General features: G+C 74.0%; 16 protein-coding genes. 11 read left to right on the top strand and 5 right to left on the bottom strand.

What is annotated here, in order from left to right:
• Positions 1-15: 15 nt before the first annotated feature.
• On the bottom strand, positions 16-1,488 hold the full coding sequence (locus tag JIG38_RS13640) for a DUF726 domain-containing protein (protein ID WP_199424361.1): 1,473 nt from the start codon (positions 1,486-1,488) through the stop codon (positions 16-18).
• Positions 1,489-1,910: 422 nt separating this feature from the next.
• On the opposite strand from JIG38_RS13640, the gene JIG38_RS13635 reads away from it, so the two are divergent.
• From JIG38_RS13635 to JIG38_RS13620, 4 genes are read left to right on the top strand one after another with little or no spacing between them, the layout of a single operon-like run.
• Complete coding sequence (locus tag JIG38_RS13635; RefSeq protein ID WP_199424360.1) at positions 1,911-2,489, top strand: ArsR/SmtB family transcription factor; 579 nt, start codon at positions 1,911-1,913, stop codon at positions 2,487-2,489.
• Positions 2,486-3,286 carry an SRPBCC family protein gene (locus JIG38_RS13630; protein WP_199424359.1) on the top strand — a complete coding sequence of 267 codons (801 nt, stop codon included), beginning with the start codon at positions 2,486-2,488 and terminating at the stop codon, positions 3,284-3,286. Before JIG38_RS13635 ends, JIG38_RS13630 begins: the two co-directional genes overlap by 4 nt.
• Before the next feature lie 57 nt (positions 3,287-3,343).
• Positions 3,344-3,964, top strand: a complete 621-nt coding sequence (locus tag JIG38_RS13625) for a hypothetical protein (RefSeq protein WP_199424358.1) — start codon at positions 3,344-3,346, stop codon at positions 3,962-3,964.
• Positions 3,964-4,269, top strand: a complete 306-nt coding sequence (locus tag JIG38_RS13620) for a transcriptional regulator (protein ID WP_199424357.1) — start codon at positions 3,964-3,966, stop codon at positions 4,267-4,269. Before JIG38_RS13625 ends, JIG38_RS13620 begins: the two co-directional genes overlap by 1 nt.
• Positions 4,270-4,287: 18 nt before the next feature.
• Here the strand turns inward: JIG38_RS13620 and JIG38_RS13615 are convergent, their stop codons facing one another.
• Both JIG38_RS13615 and JIG38_RS13610 read right to left on the bottom strand, forming a co-directional pair.
• Positions 4,288-5,448, bottom strand: a complete 1,161-nt coding sequence (locus tag JIG38_RS13615; protein WP_199424356.1) for a hypothetical protein — start codon at positions 5,446-5,448, stop codon at positions 4,288-4,290.
• Positions 5,449-5,537: 89 nt separating this feature from the next.
• Entirely contained in the window at positions 5,538-6,716 is a 1,179-nt protein-coding gene (locus JIG38_RS13610; protein WP_199424355.1) for an FG-GAP-like repeat-containing protein, read from the bottom strand.
• A gap of 292 nt (positions 6,717-7,008) precedes the next feature.
• On the opposite strand from JIG38_RS13610, the gene JIG38_RS13605 reads away from it, so the two are divergent.
• Together JIG38_RS13605 and JIG38_RS13600 are read left to right on the top strand one after the other, a co-directional pair.
• The gene (locus JIG38_RS13605; protein ID WP_307844929.1) at positions 7,009-8,673 is read left to right on the top strand and encodes a glycosyltransferase family 2 protein; all 1,665 of its coding nucleotides are present in this window, start codon (positions 7,009-7,011) and stop codon (positions 8,671-8,673) included.
• On the top strand, positions 8,670-8,933 hold the full coding sequence (locus JIG38_RS13600; protein ID WP_199424354.1) for a hypothetical protein: 264 nt from the start codon (positions 8,670-8,672) through the stop codon (positions 8,931-8,933). The genes JIG38_RS13605 and JIG38_RS13600 overlap by 4 nt, the downstream gene beginning before the upstream one ends.
• Here JIG38_RS13600 and deoC read toward each other — a convergent pair.
• Together deoC and JIG38_RS13590 are read right to left on the bottom strand one after the other, a co-directional pair.
• Positions 8,927-9,613, bottom strand: coding sequence for a deoxyribose-phosphate aldolase (deoC, locus tag JIG38_RS13595; RefSeq protein ID WP_199424353.1), 687 nt, complete (start codon positions 9,611-9,613; stop codon positions 8,927-8,929). The genes JIG38_RS13600 and deoC overlap by 7 nt on opposite strands.
• 167 nt (positions 9,614-9,780) lie before the next feature.
• Positions 9,781-10,884, bottom strand: a complete 1,104-nt coding sequence (locus tag JIG38_RS13590; protein ID WP_199424352.1) for a DNA glycosylase AlkZ-like family protein — start codon at positions 10,882-10,884, stop codon at positions 9,781-9,783.
• 274 nt (positions 10,885-11,158) lie between these two features.
• Here JIG38_RS13590 and JIG38_RS13585 point away from each other — a divergent pair, with 274 nt between their 5' ends.
• The 5 genes from JIG38_RS13585 (at position 11,159) to JIG38_RS13565 (ending at position 16,580) form a co-directional block, all read left to right on the top strand.
• Complete coding sequence (locus tag JIG38_RS13585; RefSeq protein ID WP_307844928.1) at positions 11,159-12,223, top strand: LacI family DNA-binding transcriptional regulator; 1,065 nt, start codon at positions 11,159-11,161, stop codon at positions 12,221-12,223.
• Positions 12,224-12,305: 82 nt separating this feature from the next.
• Positions 12,306-13,601: a sugar ABC transporter substrate-binding protein gene (locus JIG38_RS13580; RefSeq protein ID WP_199424351.1), complete on the top strand. Its 1,296-nt coding sequence runs from the start codon at positions 12,306-12,308 to the stop codon at positions 13,599-13,601.
• 108 nt (positions 13,602-13,709) lie between these two features.
• The gene (locus tag JIG38_RS13575) at positions 13,710-14,675 is read left to right on the top strand and encodes a carbohydrate ABC transporter permease (protein WP_233404987.1); all 966 of its coding nucleotides are present in this window, start codon (positions 13,710-13,712) and stop codon (positions 14,673-14,675) included.
• A gap of 2 nt (positions 14,676-14,677) precedes the next feature.
• A complete protein-coding gene (locus JIG38_RS13570; protein ID WP_372419893.1) occupies positions 14,678-15,640 on the top strand; it encodes a carbohydrate ABC transporter permease in 963 nt (320 codons plus the stop codon).
• A gap of 4 nt (positions 15,641-15,644) precedes the next feature.
• Entirely contained in the window at positions 15,645-16,580 is a 936-nt protein-coding gene (locus tag JIG38_RS13565; RefSeq protein ID WP_199424350.1) for a glycoside hydrolase family protein, read from the top strand.
• Positions 16,581-16,610 lie beyond the last annotated feature (30 nt).

Below are 16,610 nucleotides of genomic sequence, written 5' to 3'. Positions count from 1 at the left end.
GCGGCGGCGTCGGTGTCACTCAGCCAGCCGCGCTACCCCGGAGACGTACCTGGTGTGTCCGCTGACCGTGCGGCTCACGTTGCGGTCCTTGATCCGTGGGAGCTTCGACCCGAAGCCCTGGTGGCCAACCGCGCTCTTCCCTGCCTCGGCGGTCTTGTAGACCCAACGGAGCACGGAGTCCTCCGCCGACCAGTAGTTCCACACGGTGCCGGACACCGCCGTCTCGAGGCTGCGCCAGTCGCCGACTCGGTCGACGGCAGCACCGAGCAGATGCATCGACTCGACGCGGGGCGACCCTTGCCGCGTGCCGAGCGTCTGCGCTGCCGTGACCATGACGCGGGCTCCGAGGCTGTGACCCATGAGGACGAACGGGCCCTCAGTGGTCCGAGCGATCAGCTCGGCGAGCGCCGCGCCGGTCATGCCCGCCCTCACCTTGGCGACGGTCCAGGGATTCGCGGCGAGCTCCTGCGCGGCCAGCACCCACCCGAGCCCGGGGAAACCGAAGGCCTTGCTTCCCCGGCGGGCGCCCTGGGCGAGGAGCGAGTGGACCGCCACCTTGCCCGCGGCGGACCCGGCAAGGAGCGCGAGGTCCCGCAGCTCTTTCGCGCCCCAGTGCACCTGGTAGACCGGTGCGTCCGGGTATCGGGAGTCGACCAGCCGACGCCAGTCGTCCCACCGGGCGAGGCCCTCGGTGAGGAAGCCCGAGGCGAACACCACGGGCGTCCCCGCTCCGTCGCGCACGCGCTCGATCGCGAAGGAGCGGTCGGCGGCCGTGTAGGCAGATGCCGTGACCGCCCCGAGTGCGCCTCCGAGCGCCGTGCCTGTGGCGGTCACGACCGTCACGCCGCCAGCCATGCCGAGTCCGCCGGACGCGACGGCGCCACCACCGAGCATCGCCAGGCCGTGACTGGTTGCGGCCGCACCGGTGAGGGAGCCGCCCACGACCGAGCTCCCGAGTGCTGCCCCCAGGGCCGGTGCAGCGAGCAGAGCCACGGGCGCGACGACTGCCGCAGCGGCGATCATCCCACCGGCGACCTTGGTGATGCGGACGGCATTGCGGGCGTCGTGCTCCAGGAATCCGGCGTAGTCACCGAGGGTCGGGATCGTCGCATCGAGCTTCGCGAATCCCGGGATCTCGTGTCGGTGCTCGGCGCAGTACGACAGGGTGACCGGAGTCCGCCGCCGGATCACCGCATGGTGCGAGCAGCCCAGGACCGCGCAGTCGACCGTCGGGGTGCCGCACTCCTGGCACAGGTAGGTGCGTCGTGGCCGGTCGGCTCCACGCACGTGTCGGTGTTTCGTCTTCGCGAAGCACCCGGAGCACCACTCCGTGACCACGCGGTCGCCGGGCCGCACGACGAGGTCAGCGAGGGCGATGGCGTCCTTGCGCTCGACGTCGGCCGCCTTGCGGTGATTCGCACGCTTCTCGGGCGAGCGGGAACGGCGGTACGCGAGCTCATTCGCTGCATGGCCGAGCACGAGCGCCACGAGCGCGACGTTGGACAGGAGCACGGGGCTGCCGGTGACGTCGGGTGGGGTCTCGAGATCGGTGCCCCGAGCAACCAGCTCGAGACCGCCCGCGACGAGGGTCACCTCGAAGCCCCGGTCCCGCGGCTTGTACTCGACTGTCGCCATCGGGGTCTCGATCTCGATCGGGCGACGGGCGCTGGGGGAAAGCGAGCCTCGTCGCACAAGGACTGACGCCAGGTCACGGTGTCGCGGTCACGATAGGCGGGGAGACTACGGGCCGGGCGAAAGTCGCCCGTTCGGCGGCAGCGGTGGCAGCGTCGGGAGTGGGTCCGGCCGGTGGCCAGACGCCGTGCTGATGGCAGCATCCGCGGTGATCGGCGGCCGCAGATCCGATCTCTCAGGCTCTTGACAAACAATGTTGTCAAGCCCAGGCTGGCGGCATGCAGGACGTCGAGGTCATCGAGGACGCGGACGCGGCCGCCGTCGCGCTGGACCCTGTCCGGGCCCGGCTGCTCCGCGAGCTCGCCGAGCCCGCCTCGGCCGCCGGCCTCGCCGCGCGGGTCGGCATCGCGCGCCAGAAGGTCAACTACCACCTCAAGACGCTCGAGGCGCACGGCCTCGTCGAGCTCGCGGAGGAGCGCCGGCACGGCGGGATCACCGAGCGCGTGCTGCGCGCGTCGGCGGCGTCGTACGTCGTGTCGCCCGCGGCGGTGAGCGCGTCCGCCGCCGACCCGGACGCCTCGGACGACCACCTCTCGGCCGGGTACCTCGTCGCGCTCGCCGGACGCCTGGTCCGGGAGGTCGCGGCGCTCGCACGCCGGGCCGGCGCGTCCGGCGGGCGCCTGCCGACCCTGACCATCGACACCACGATCGGCTTCCGCTCGGCCGCCGACCGCGCGGCCTTCGCCGACGACCTGACCGCCGCGGTCCTGGACCTCACGGCCCGCTACCACCACGACGACGGGCGCCCGCACCGGCTCGTCGTCGCCGCCCACCCGCTGCCCGAGGAGCACCCATGAGCACGAGCACCAGCACGCCTGACGTCCCGTACCGCCTGGAGTTCAGCGTCGAGGTCCCCGGCACGCCCGAGCAGGTGTGGCAGGCCATCGCCACCGCGCGCGGCATGTCCGCGTGGTTCCTGCCCACGCGGCTGGAGGAGCGCGAGGGCGGGACCCTCCGCTTCGAGATGGGCTCCGAGATGGGCTCGGACGGTCACGTCGTCCGGTGGGACCCGCCGCGCCACCTCGTCTACGAGGAGGACTGGGCCGGCCTCATGGGCAAGGACCCGGACGCCGTCAGCCCGCTGACGTCCGAGTTCCTCGTCGAGGCCACGTCCGGCGGCACGTGCGTCGTGCGCGTGACGAGCAGCGGGTTCGGCCGGGGTGCCGACTGGGAGCAGGAGTTCTGGGACGACATGGGCCCCGGCTGGATGCCGTACTTCGACAATCTGCGCCTCTACCTCGCGCACTTCCCGGGCCAGGAGGCGCGCCAGCTCGAGGTCTCCACCTCGCACCCCGGCGACGCCGACGCGCTCTGGTCCGCCCTGCGCGGTGCGCTCGGTGTGGGCGACGTGGGCACGGGGGTCGACGTCAACGGCGCGCGCGGCGTCGTCGAGAAGATCGGGCAGCGGCAGGCGCTCGTGCGGCTGACCGCGCCGGTGCCGGGCATGCTCACGGCCTTCACGTTCCCGGAGGAGGGCGGCACCGCACTGGCGGCTGTTCGTGCCTACCTGTTCTCCCCGGACGCGGACGACGTCGTCCGGCGCGAGGAGCCCGCGTGGCGTGCGTGGCTGGAGGCGCTGCCCGTCCCGGCCTGACCCGGCTGCGCCCGACATACTTGCCAGATCGGAAAGTAAGACCATAGACTTTCCTCTATGGAAAGTAACGAGACCGACGCCGCGTCCGGACCCGAGCGACCCGAGCGACCCGAGCCACCCGGGTCCGGGCGGCGCCAGAGCCCCGACGACGTCCGTCGTGCGCTCGCACTCGCCGACGAGGCGGGTCGTCGCCTCGCGACGGGCCTGCGCCTGCCCGCGGGCACCCTCCCGATGCTCGGGGCCGCGATCGCGGTCCAGGTCGCGACCGCGGCCTGGGGGATCGCCGCCCAGACCACGACCGGCCTCGCCGTCGTGCTGGCCGGGCTCGCCGTCTTCCTCGGCGTCGCGGCCCTCGTGCTGCACCGCTTCCGGCGCGAGAACGGCGTCTGGGTCGACGGCCTCGTCAGCCAGGTCCTCCTCGCCTCGGGGGCGTCGACCTCACTCGCCTACCTCGGCGCCTTCGTGGCCGCCACGTGGGCGGCCTTCGGCTCGCTGTGGTGGCTCGTCGCCGTCGCGGCCGTGCTTGCGGGCGTCGGCTGCGCGCTCGGCGCCCGCCACTGGTGGAGCACCTACCGACACGACCCGGCGGCCCATGCGCGCGGTGCGTCGCCGCGCGTGCTCGCGGGACTCGCCGTGGTCGCGTGCCTCGGTGTCGCGGCGCTGGTGGCGCTCGGCTGATGGCCGGCCCGGAGGAGAAGCGCCACCTCGACCCGCACATCCACGCGCCGACGCGTCTGCAGCTCGTGACGACGCTCGCCGCGGTCTCGGAGGCCGAGTTCGCGACCGTGCGGGGCGTGCTCGACGTGAGCGACTCGGCGCTGTCCAAGCACCTCTCGGCCCTGGCCGACGTCGGCTACGTGCGCGTCCGCAAGGGTGTGCACGCCGGGCGGCGGACCACGTGGGTCGCGCTGACCGACGAGGGCCGGCGCGCCCTGCGTGACCACGTCGCCGCCCTGCGCCGCCTCATCGACGGCGTCGGCTGAGCGGCCTCCGCGCCCCGCTCAGCGCGTGGAGCGTGTCGACGAGCCGGTGGCGCGCCGGTACCCCTGACCGTCGTGGCCGCCGGTGCGGCGCCACGCGCCGGTCACCCTCGGCCGGTCGGACAGCGCCACCTCACCGCGCCAGGCGTAGGTCGTCGGCCACGCGCGGAAGACGGGGACGACCGTCGTCACCAGCCGCATGAGCCACGGGAGCCCGCGGGGCCGCCACGGCGCGAGGCCGTCGAGGCCCGCCTCGACCCGCTCGCACGCACGCGCCAGCGACCAGTCGCCGGACGTGAGCTCCGCGCCGTCCACGGTGAGCGTCCATCGCCCGGACGCGCGAGCGCCGTCGGGGAGACCGGCGGCGTCGGGCATGGCCGGGCTGAAGCGGACCTCCGCCAGGTGCCGTCCGCGGGCCGCGGTGATCGCCGCGACGCCGCCGTCGGGTCCGGCCGTCGTCCCGCACACCGTGCCGGGGCGACCTGCGGGCGGGTCGGCCGCGTCACAGCCGTCGTCCTCGTCGCGGTTGAGCTCGACCGCGACGAGGTCCGCCGCGTACTTGACGAGGTGGCGGCGGTGCAGCCGCGTGCCCGGCAGGCTGCCGGTCGAAGCCGCGCGCCCGTCGATCCGCACGTGGGGCGGCGTCGACGTCACGCGGACCAGGTCGAAGGCCGGCATCCACACGAGCAGCAGGGAGGTCGGTCGCAGGACGCCCGCGCTCACCGGGGCGAGGAGGCGCGCGCGGCGTCGGGGCCGCCCGTCGCGGTCGTCGACCCGGACCTCGACCACCCGCCCGTCGACGTCGGTGAACCGCACCTCCGCGTCGACGCCGTCGTCGGTGACGACGAGGCGGGCGACGGCGAACTCGGTCACCGTCCAGGAGCGCTGCCCGCCCCCGATCTCGTAGCCCCGCCGGTCCAGGCGCAGGCCGGGCTGCACGTAGTAGTCGACGGTCGCGTCGGCGCGGCGCGAGAGGAAGGCGAGCATGCCGGTGCCGTGCTGGTCGTCGTCGAACCACTGGAGCTCGAGGCCGTCGTACACCGGGTGGTCGGCGAGCTCGGCGTTGAGCATCGCGGCGAGCGGGTCGAGGCGCAGCGTGACCGGCACGACCGGCCCGGGGCGCGGCCGGGCACCCGCCGCGGCGAACGGGGCGGAGGCGGCCCCGCGACGTGCTGGTCGCATCGGCGCGCCCCTTCGTCGGTCGGCCCGTGCGCGACCATCGAACCCCGCGCCGCGAGCCCGCGCGGAGGTCCGAGGTCCCGCCCGCGACGTCAGACCGCCGTGCGGTGCCCCACGCTCGCGCGGCTCGACCAGTAGTCCCAGCCGCCGCCGCGCAGGTCGCCGAGCACGACCGGCTCCTCGAAGACCCGGTTCTCGTGGCTGCGGTGGGCCCAGAGCAGCATGCCGCCGCCCGGCTGGTCGTGGGCGCTGACGACGTCGTCGCGGCCGTCGCCGTCGACGTCGGCGGCGACCTGCCGCGAGGACGCGTAGCTCCAGCCGCCGGTGCGCAGGTCCGCCATGAGGACGGGGGTGTCGGCGACGAAGCTGCCGCTGCCCGGACGGACCCACAGGAGGATCCCGCCCCCGCCCTGGGCGTGCACGGTGACCAGGTCCTCCATGCCGTCGCCCGTGACGTCGGCCATGAGCTCGCGGCTCGCGGCGAACGACCAGCCCTCGCGCGCGAGGCCGCCCGCGAACGAGTCGTTCACGGCGAAGCCGGCGCCCGTGTTGTGGTGCACGAAGTGGCGCAGCGCGAACGGCCAGCCGACGGCCGTGTCCCCGTCCGTCGTCACGAGGTCGTCGCGCCCGTCGCCGTCGACGTCGCCGAGCATGTAGCGCACCTGGGAGAACGGCTCGAGCGACAGGCGGACCATGCTCACGGTCGAGAGCTGGGCCCAGAGGGCCGGCGCCGCGAAGCCGGTGCCCGTGTTGAGGTGCACCCAGACGTTCGCCCGGACGTCCCGGGCGGACAGCGGGTTGCGGTGGACGCTCACGACGTCGTCCAGCCCGTCGCCGTTGACGTCGCCCACGAGCTGGCGTGACGCGTCCCAGCTCCAGCCGCCGCCGCGCAGGTCGGCCCACAGGCGCGGGGTGGTGTCCGGCCCGCCGCCGACGACCCAGAGGAGCACGCCGCCGTTGGGCTGGCGGTGCGAGACGAGCCAGTCCGGGCTGCCGTCGTCGGTGCCCGTGACGTCGCCGAAGTCGCCCGTCTCGGTGCGCGAGTACGCGTACGAGAAGCCGCCCGTCGTCAGGGACGTGACGAGCTGAGGCGTCCCGAGGCCGGGGTCCTCGACGGCGAGGGGGACCTCCCAGAGGTTCATCCCGTTCGGGAGCAGGTGCGCGATGCCGAGCGCCGGCTCGCCGTCGTCGGCTGCCGCCGTGGCGGGGGACGCGCCGAGCGCGAGCGCCGCGATCGCGGCGAGGAGGACGAGCCCGGGACGACGACGCATCGCACACCTGTTCCTGGAGCGCCGGGAGCCACCCTCCCGGTCCCCGAGACCGTAGCGGCGGGCACCGACGCCGCGGTGGCACGCCGTCGGGCGTCACCCGTTCGGGTGAGCGCGGGCCGTCGTCCCTCCGGCGGTCGCGCGCGGCGGCGGCGGCCGAGCGCGCCCGGTAACGGGCGGCCTGACCCGTTTCACCCGCGGCATCCGGGTGACGGCGCTCAGTGCGGGGCGGATCCCGACGATCTTCCTCTCACGGGCCACGCCCGTGCGGTGGAGCGACGAGGGACGGGGGCGGGTGAGCCAGGAGACCGGGGAGCGCAGCGCGTCCGACGACGCCGCGAGCGACGCGGCCCACGCGGCGCGTCCCCTCGCCGTGCCCGCGGACGGCGCCGCGCCTGCCCCCGCCGCCACCCTGACGCACCCGGGCCCGCGCGCCGTCGACGACCTGCCGACGCAGCGCCCCGCGCCGGGCGTCGAGGTGCTCGGCGGTCCGCCGACCGACGACGTCCCGGCCGGCCACACCCTCCCGGCCGACTGGTTCCGGCGCCTCATCGGCGTCCTCATCCTCGGGCTCGCGGGCACCGCCGCCGGCCTGCTGTGGTGGGCGGCCGCGGCGTCCTCGGACGGCGTCGGCGAGCAGCCCACGGAGGGCCTCGTGCTCGGGCTGTGGTCCGTGCTCTACGCGACCGAGGCGCCGCCGACGCACGTCGCGGCGACCGCCGTCGCGTTTGCGCTGCTCGCGGCGGCGGGCACCGCGCTCCTCGAGCGCCGGATCACCAATAGCTCCCGGCGCTCCGCGGACGTGCGCACCCACCCGCTGGCGCCCAAGGTCGTCATGGCGCGCACCCGCGGCGTCTTCGCCGGCCCGGTGACCGTCACCGTGCTCATCCCGGCGCACGACGAGGAGCAGTCCCTGCCCGGGACGCTCGCCTCGCTCCTGGGCCAGTCGCACCGGCCCGAGCGCGTCGTCGTCGTCGCCGACAACTGCACCGACGGGACCGTCGACGTCGCGCGCGCGGCGGGCGTCGAGGTCTTCGAGTCCGTGGACAACACGCGCAAGAAGGCGGGCGCGCTCAACCAGGCCCTGCGCTGGCTGCTGCCGGGACAGGGCGACAACGACGTCGTCATGGTCATGGACGCGGACACCCGCCTCGACGACGGCTTCCTCGAGGCCGCCGTCGCGCGCCTGTCCGCGGACCGCGCGCTCATGGCCATCGGCGGGCTCTTCTACGGGGAGGAGGGATCGGGCGTGCTGGGTCAGTTCCAGCGCAACGAGTACCTCCGCTACGCGCGCGAGATGCGGCGGCGCCGCGGCCGCGTGTTCGTGCTCACGGGCACCGCCTCCCTGTTCCGTCCGGTCGCGCTGCGCACGGTCGCCGGGAGCCGGGGGCACGCGATCCCGGGGACCCACGGCGACGTCTACGACACGGCCGCGCTCACCGAGGACAACGAGCTGACGATCGCGCTCAAGTCGCTCGGGGGCCTCATGATCTCGCCCGAGCAGTGCACCGTCGTGACCGAGGTGATGCCCTCGTGGCGCGCGCTGTGGGCGCAGCGCCTGCGGTGGCAGCGCGGCGCGCTCGAGAACCTCGGCGCCTACGGCGTGACGCCGAAGACGTTCCCGTACTGGGCGCAGCAGCTGGGCATCGGCTACGGCGTCATCGCGCTCATGTCGTACCTCGGGCTCATCCTGCTCACCGTGCTCTCGGTCGACACGTGGGTGTGGTTCCCGTTCTGGATGGGGCTCGGCGGGCTCTTCATGGTCGAGCGCGTCGTCACGGTGTGGCGCGGAGGCTGGCGGGCGCGGCTGCTCGCCGCGGCGCTCCTCCCGGAGCTGGTGTTCGCGGCCTTCCTCGACGTCGTCTACGTCAAGGGCATCGTCGACATCTCGCTCGGCCGGGAGGCCGGCTGGAAGCACGTCCACGTCGGCCCCGGCCACGTCGTGACGGTGACGTCGTGAGCGCCCCGGCGGGGGTGGGCGCCGGCGTGCTGCTCCCGGTCGAGGTGCTCCAGTCCGGGCCGGTGGCGGTCCTCGCGGCGTTCGTCGCGGTCAACACCGTGATGTACGCCGCGCTCGCGGTCGCCAAGGTGCTCCCGAAGGTCTACCCGACGACCTGGTTCGGCGGGCGCAACCGGCGCGCGCAGAACCGCTCCATCCACCCCGACGACGCCGATCGTGCCGCCGCGGCGGCGGCCGCACGCGTGCGCGCGGCTCAGTAGCCGCCGGCCTCCGACGCCTCGCCCGCGAGGACCGCGGCGGTGCCGGACAGACCCAGCCGCGTCGCGCCCGCGGCGACCATGCGCTCGGCCTGCTCGCGCGTCCGGATCCCGCCGGACGCCTTGACGCCGAGGCGGCCGCCGACGGTCTCGGCCATGAGGCGCACGGCGTGCTCGGTCGCGCCGCCCGCGGGGTGGAAGCCCGTCGACGTCTTCACGTAGTCGGCGCCCGCGGACTCCGCGGCGCGGCACGCGCCGACGACCTGCTCGTCCGTCAGCGCGGCCGACTCGATGATGACCTTGAGCAGCACGCCCGGCGCGGCCGCGCGCACCGCGGCGACGTCGGCCTCGACGAGGTCGAAGCGTCCGGCCTTGGCGGCGCCGAGGTCGATGACCATGTCGATCTCGTCCGCGCCGTGCGACGCGGCGAGCGCGGCCTCGGCCGCCTTGACCGCGCTGTGGTGCTTGCCCGAGGGGAAGCCCACGACCGTCGCGACGACGACGCCCTCGGCGTCGGCCAGGGGCAGCATCGAGGGGGAGACGCAGACCGCCAGGACGCCCATGCGGCGGGCCGCCTCGACGTGCGCGGCCACGTCGGCCGGCGTCGCGTCGGGCGCGAGGAGCGTGTGGTCGACGAGGCCGGCGAGGGTGGTGGCGGTCCGGTCGAGCGTGGGGGCGGTCATCGGGGGTCCGTTCGTGAGGAGGGCCGACGCGGTGCCGGCACCTCCCACGGTACGGGCGCGCGTGCCGCGCACGAGGGCCGGGAGTCCTGATCGTGACGGACCTCACGTCCCGGGTGGGCGCGCGGGCGGGGCGGCACGGTCGCCGGTCAGCCCGCGACGGTCGCCGGTCAGCCCGCGCGCACGAGGTCGAGCTCGAGCCACCGCGCGAGGTCCGCGATCTCGGCGTCGACGGCGGCGCGCGTCGCGGTGTCCCACGCCTCGTCCTCGTGGACCGCGTGCACGCGCAGGACCCCCGAGGCGACGTCGGCCGCGGCGTCGAGCTTGCCGACGAGACGGTCGCCGTGGAGCACCGGGAGCGCCCAGTAGCCCCAGCGCCGCGTCGCCGCCGGCTTGTACATCTCGAGCGCGTAGTCGAAGTCGAACAGCTCGTCCATGCGCTTGCGGTCGAACACGAGCCGGTCGAGCGGCGAGAGCAGTGCGGTGCGGCCCTCGAACGGCACGTCGAGGAGCGCCGGGTCGACGCGCCACGTGCCGCGGACCCCCTCGACGACGGCCTGCTCGCCCGCGGCGCCCACGTGGTTCGGCTCGTTCGGGGTCTGCGCGGCCTTCGCGCGCGCGATGCCCAGCGCGCGGAGCCGGCGCTCGTCGCGCCGCCGGCGCGCCTCCTCGACCGGGACGGGCGGGTCGTCGGGGTAGACGCGCTCGGCGAGGTCCCACAGGCGGCCGCGCGCGTCCCGGCCGGCGACCGCGACCTCGCCGCGGGCGACCATGATCCCGAGCAGCATGAGGACGTTCTTGTCGTCGTTCCAGCCCGACGAGCGCCACTGCAGGACGCACGTGTCCGGCAGCTCGCTCGCGGGCAGCGGGCCGTCGCCGCGCAGCATCGCCAGGATGTCGTCACGGCACGCGCGGTTCGCCTCCGCCCACGCGCGGTTGGCCTCGCGCCACTGCGGCACGGGCGGCGGGCCGGGCCACGCCGCCATCTCCGCGGTGAAGAGCGCGACGTCCTCGGCCGGCCGCAGCAGGCCGTGCAGGTCGACGACCCGCCCCGCGTCGACGGCGTCCTCGAGCTCGCGAGGCTCGTAGGCCGGGCCGAGCCTGCTCCACAGGACGAGGTGCGCGCTGGGCGCGACGGCCGCCGTCGGGTCGTGCTGGAGGAAGGTCAGGCCGCGCACGACGTCGAGAACGCCCGACGGACGCTCGGCCGTGAGCAGCTGCGCGCGCACCGCGACCCGCCGCGCGTCGCGGCGGGACAGGTGGTGGACCGTCATGGCGCCGCAGCGTACGACGCCCCTCCGACGCGACGACCCCCCCGCGCCCACCCCACGCGCCGCCGGCCCGGCCCGGACGACGCGTTCTGGAACGGATCCCGCGTCCGGAGCGCCGGATCCGTTCCAGAACTCGGGGGTTGACAGCGGGGAGTGGCCCGGCTCACACTCGACCCACGCTGCTTAATCGGTTTACCAGACCGGATCGGCTGCAGCGTCCGACGCAGCGAGCGGTGCCAGCCGCACCGGACGGCCCTCGAGGAGGAGGTGGAGCACCGTGACGCGACGCATCGGCATCAAGGACGTCGCACGCGAGGCGGGCGTCTCCGCCGCCACCGTCTCGCTGGTCCTCAACGAGCGCGCCACGAGCCGCATCCCCGACGTGACCCAGGAGCGCGTGCGCCGCGTCGCGCAGGACATCGGCTACGCGCCCAACACGCTGGCCCGCGGGCTGCGCACGCGGCGCACCCAGACCATCGGTTTCGTCTCCGACCGCATCGCGACGACGCCGTACGCCGTGCGCATGATCGAGGCCGCCCAGGACGCCGCGCGCGAGAACGGCCACCTGCTGTTCCTCGTCAACACCGACGGCGACCCGGCGCTCGAGCGCGACGCGGTCGCGGCGCTCCAGGCCCACCAGGTCGACGGCATCGTCTACGCGTGCATGTGGCACCGCGCGGTAGAGCCGCCCGCGGGCCTGCCGGCCGGCTCGGTCCTGCTCGACGCGCGCCCGGTCGACGGCGGCTTCGCGAGCGTGGTGCCGGACGACCGCGGTGGCGCGGTCGCCGCCGTGCAGGCGCTCGTCGACGCGGGCCACAGGCGGATCGCCTACCTCGACATCGACGAGGACCCGCTGCCGCTCGCGTCCGGCCTGCGCCTCGCGGGCTACCTCGAGGTGCTCGAGGCCGCGGGGATCACGCCGGACCCCGCGCTCCACGTGCGCGGCACGTCCGACGTCGCGGGCGGACGGGATGCGGCGAGCCGCGTGCTCGAGCTGCCGGCCGACCAGCGCCCGACCGCGCTCTTCTGCTTCAACGACCGCCTCGCCATGGGTGCGTACGCCGCGGCGCGCCACCACGGCCTGGCCATCCCCGCAGACCTGTCGGTCGTCGGCTACGACGACCAGCAGCTGATCGCCGCCGAGCTGGACCCCCCGCTGACCACCGTCGCCCTGCCGCACCACGAGATGGGGCGCTGGGCGGTGGAGGTGCTGCTCGGCGTGCGAGAGCGTCCCGACCCGGACGGGGCGGAGGGCGGCGTCGTCCTGATGCCGTGCCCGCTCGTCCGGCGGGACTCCGTGGGCCCGCCGCCGACCCGGGGACCGGGCCGGCGGCGGGGGTGACACAACCCGACGGTCGCCGCCGGCGACCACCGAGCGGGGATCTCGACCTTGCCCGTCGAGACCCCCAACGAAGGGAATCACGATGAGTCGCAAGTCCTTCACGGGGATGCTAGCCATCACCGCCGCATCGGCCACCGTCCTGGCCGGCTGCGGGCAGGCCGGTCAGTCGGACGGCGGCGGCGACGCCGGCGGCGGCACGACCGAGCTGACGATGTGGACGCACTCGGCAGGCAACCCCGCCGAGCTCGAGATCTACGAGCGCATCATCACCGACTTCAACGAGTCCCAGGACGAGTACGAGGTCGTGGTGGAGTCGTTCCCGCAGGGCGCCTACAACGACGCCGTCGTCGCGGGCGCCGCAGCCGGGGACCTCCCGTGCCTGCTCGACATGGACGGCCCGATCGTCCCCAACTGGGCGTGGGCCGGGTACATCCAGCCGCTCGAGCTGGACCCGGCGATCACCGACGCGCTGCTGCCGACCGCGGTCGGCCGGTACCAGGACGAGATCTACTCGGCCGGGTACTGGGACGCCGCGCTGTCGATCTTCGCGCGCCAGTCGGTGCTCGACGCCAACGGCATCCGCATCCCGACGGTCGACGAGCCGTGGACCAAGGACGAGTTCGACGCCGCGCTCACGACGCTCCAGGGCGCCGGCTACGCGACGCCGCTCGACATCGGGGCCGAGGACGCGGGCGAGTGGTGGCCGTACGCCTACTCGCCGATGCTCCAGAGCGCGGGCGGCGACCTCATCGACCGCGACTCGATGCTCACCGCCGAGGGCGCCCTCAACGGCCCCGAGGCCGTCGAGTTCTTCGAGTGGTTCCAGGGCCTCTTCGAGCGGGGCCTGACGAGCAACGCCGGCACGATCGGCAACGAGGAGTTCAACAACGACGAGGTCGCGCTCAGCTACACCGGCGTGTGGAACGCGATGGACTCGCTCGACGCCGTGGGCGACGACCTGCTCATCCTCCCGCCGCCGGACCTGGGCGAGGGCCCGAAGATCGGCGGCGCGTCCTGGCAGTGGGGCATCGCGGCCGACTGCGAGGCCGCCGACGGCGCACGCCAGTACCTCGAGTTCAGCTTCAAGCCCGAGTACATCGCCGCCTTCGCCGACGGTCAGGTCGTCATCCCGGCGACCGCCGAGGCCGAGGAGCTCTCCGAGATGTTCGGCGAGGGCGACCCGCTGCAGCCCTTCGTCGAGCTGTCGCAGCGCTTCGCGCTCGAGCGTCCGCCGACACCCGCCTACCCGATCATCTCGAGCGTCTTCGAGCGGGCCGGCAAGGACATCATGAACGGCGCCGAGGTGAAGGCCACCCTCGACCAGGCCGTCCAGGAGATCGACACCAACATCGAGTCCAACGACGGCTACGGCTTCTGAGCCGACCGTCCTGAACGGCGGTCGGGGCGGCGCGCCCCGACCGGTCCCCGGGCGACCCCGGGACCGGACGTCGCGCCGCCCCGCCGGGCCGCCGGAACGGATGCCACCATGACCGTCCCCGCCCAGCAGGTCACCCCGCACGCGCTCCCCGAACGCGAGCTCACCCCGACGACGGCGCGCCAGCGTCGGCGCGCCCGAGCGGCCCGGCAGGGCCACCGCGCCGCCTACGGCATGGTCGCCCCCGCCACGTTCCTGCTCCTGCTCTTCCTCGTCATCCCGGTGCTGCTGGCCTTCGGGCTCAGCTTCACCAACGCGCGCCTCATCTCGCCGAACCCGCCGCGGTTCGTCGGGCTGGACAACTTCGTCCGCGCCTTCACGAGCGACCCCACCTTCGTGCGGTCGCTGGTCAACACGTTCGTGTTCGCGGTCGTCGTCGTGCCGCTGCAGTCCGCGCTCGCGCTCGTCATGGCGATCCTCGTCAACCGCAAGGTCCGCGGCACGACCCTCTTCCGGATCATCTACTTCATCCCCGTGGTCACGTCGATCGTCGTCGTGTCCGTGCTCTGGGAGTTCATGTACCAGCGTGACGGGCTCGTCAACTCGATCCTGCAGACGGTCAGCGGCGGCGCCGTGCAGGGCGCCGACTGGCTGGGCGACACCCGCACGGCGCTCGCCGCGATCATCGCGCTGTCGATCTGGCAGGCCGTCGGCTTCCACATGATCATCTGGCTCTCGGGGCTGCAGACCATCCCCGAGGAGCTCTACGAGGCGGCCCGGATGGACGGCGCCGGCGCCTGGCAGCAGTTCGTCAGCGTCACGTGGCCGGGGCTGCGCTCGACCATGGTGTTCATCCTCGTGACGATCACGATCCAGGCGCTCGGCCTCTTCGCGCAGATCGACGTCATGACGCAGGGCGGGCCGCTCAACTCGACCACGACCCTCGTCTACCACGCGGTGCAGCAGGGCTACCGCCGCCAGGAGACCGGCTACGGCTCCGCCATCTCGCTGATCTTCTTCGTCATCGTGCTCGTCATCGCCCTCATCCAGCGGTGGCTCACCCGGGAGAAGGACTGACCATGACCACCGACAGCACCCCGGCCTCGACGCCGGTCCAGGCACCCGCCGCCGAGCGCGCGGCCGCACGCCGTGCGGCGCGCGAGGCGAGCGGACGCGGTCCCGGCTGGCGGGCCCTCGGCTACGTGCCGATGATCCTGCTCGCCCTGTTCTTCCTCTTCCCGCTCGTGTTCATGCTCGTCTCGAGCCTCAAGCCGGACGCGCAGATCCTGTCCGACGTCGACTCCGTCCAGGCCTTCCTGCCCGTGGGCGACATCGGCCTCGACAACTACGCGGGCGTGTTCGACCGCGTGCCGGTCGCGCGGTTCCTGCTCAACTCGGTCCTCGTGACCGTGCTCATCGTGGGGTTCGGGCTGGTCGTCAACAGCATGGCGGGGTTCGCCCTGTCCCGGCTCGAGTGGAGCGGGCGCAAGCTCGTCCTCACGCTCATCATCGCGACGCTCATCGTCCCGTTCGAGACCATCGCGATCCCGCTCGTCTACTGGGTCTCGAAGCTGCCGACGATCGTCTTCGAGAACGGCCTGCCGATGTACGACTTCGGCTGGCTCAACTCGTACCACGTGCAGATCGTCCCGTTCATCGCGAACGCGTTCTCGATCTTCCTGTTCACGCAGTACTTCTCGACCATCCCGCCGTCGCTCGACGAGGCGGCGCGGATCGACGGCGCCGGCTGGTTCACGATCTACCGGCGGATCATCGTCCCCCTGTCCGGACCCGCGTTCGCGACCGTCGCGATCCTCACCTTCCTGCCCGCGTGGAACCAGTACCTGTGGCCGCTCATGGTGGTCCAGCAGGAGGAGCTCCGCCCGGTCATGGTCGGCGTGCAGTACTTCTTCCAGATCAACCCCGCCTGGGGCGAGGTGATGGCCTACACGTCGATCATCACGGTCCCCGTGCTGGTGATGTTCCTGGCGTTCCAGCGCGCGTTCGTCAGCAGCATCGCCTCCAGCGGCGTGAAGGGATGACGACATGACCCTGAGACTCCCGGACCACTGGGTGTGGGACAGCTGGCCCGCGTTCGACGGCGAGCACCACCACCTGTTCTTCCTGCGGGCGTCGCGCGCGCTGCTCGACCCCGACCGGCGGCACCGCCGGGCGTCGATCGGGCACGCGCGGTCCACCGACCTGCGCACCTGGGAGCTCCTGCCGGACGCGCTCGTCACCGACGACGCCCCGGCCTGGGACGACCTCGCGACGTGGACCGGCTCGGTCGTGCAGGCGCCCGACGGCTCGTGGCGGCTGTTCTACACGGGCGTGAGCCGTGAGGACCGCGGCCTCGTGCAGCGCGTCGGCGTCGCCCGCTCGGACGACCTGGTCACGTGGCACCGCCTCCCCGGGCCGGTGTGCGAGGCCGACCCGCGCTGGTACGAGAAGTACGACGGCGTCGCGTGGTTCGACGAGGCGTGGCGCGACCCGTGGGTGCTGCCCGACCCGGGCGGCGACGGCTGGCACATGCTGGTCACCGCCCGGGCGCGCGAGGGCGACCCCGCGGGCCGCAGCGTCATCGGCCACGCGACGAGCCCGGACCTCGAGACGTGGACCGTGCAGCCGCCGCTGTCCGAGCCCGCCGGCTTCGGCCAGCTCGAGGTCCCGCAGGTCGTCGAGGTCGACGGCGGGCACTTCCTCCTCTTCTGCTGCTGGCCGGCGCAGATGGCGCCCGACCGCCGCGAGGGGACCACGGGCGGCATGTGGGTCGCGCCCGGCGAGGGCCCGCTCGGCCCGTGGGACCTGTCCCGCGCCCGGTCGTTCGGCCACCCGAGCCTCTACGCGGCGCGCCTCGTGCGCGACGTCGGCGGCGGCTGGGCGCTGATCGGCTTCCGGGACACCGAGGACGGGGAGTTCGTCGGGGAGATCACGGACCCGCTGCCGGTCGTGCGGGACGGCGACACCCTGCGGCTCGCCTGACGCCGGGCAGCCGGCGGGCGTTCTGGAAGC

The sequence above is a fragment of the Actinotalea solisilvae genome (assembly GCF_016464425.1).
In the GTDB taxonomy this organism is placed as follows: domain Bacteria; phylum Actinomycetota; class Actinomycetes; order Actinomycetales; family Cellulomonadaceae; genus Actinotalea; species Actinotalea solisilvae.
This window is presented reverse-complemented; position numbering and strand designations above follow the sequence as displayed.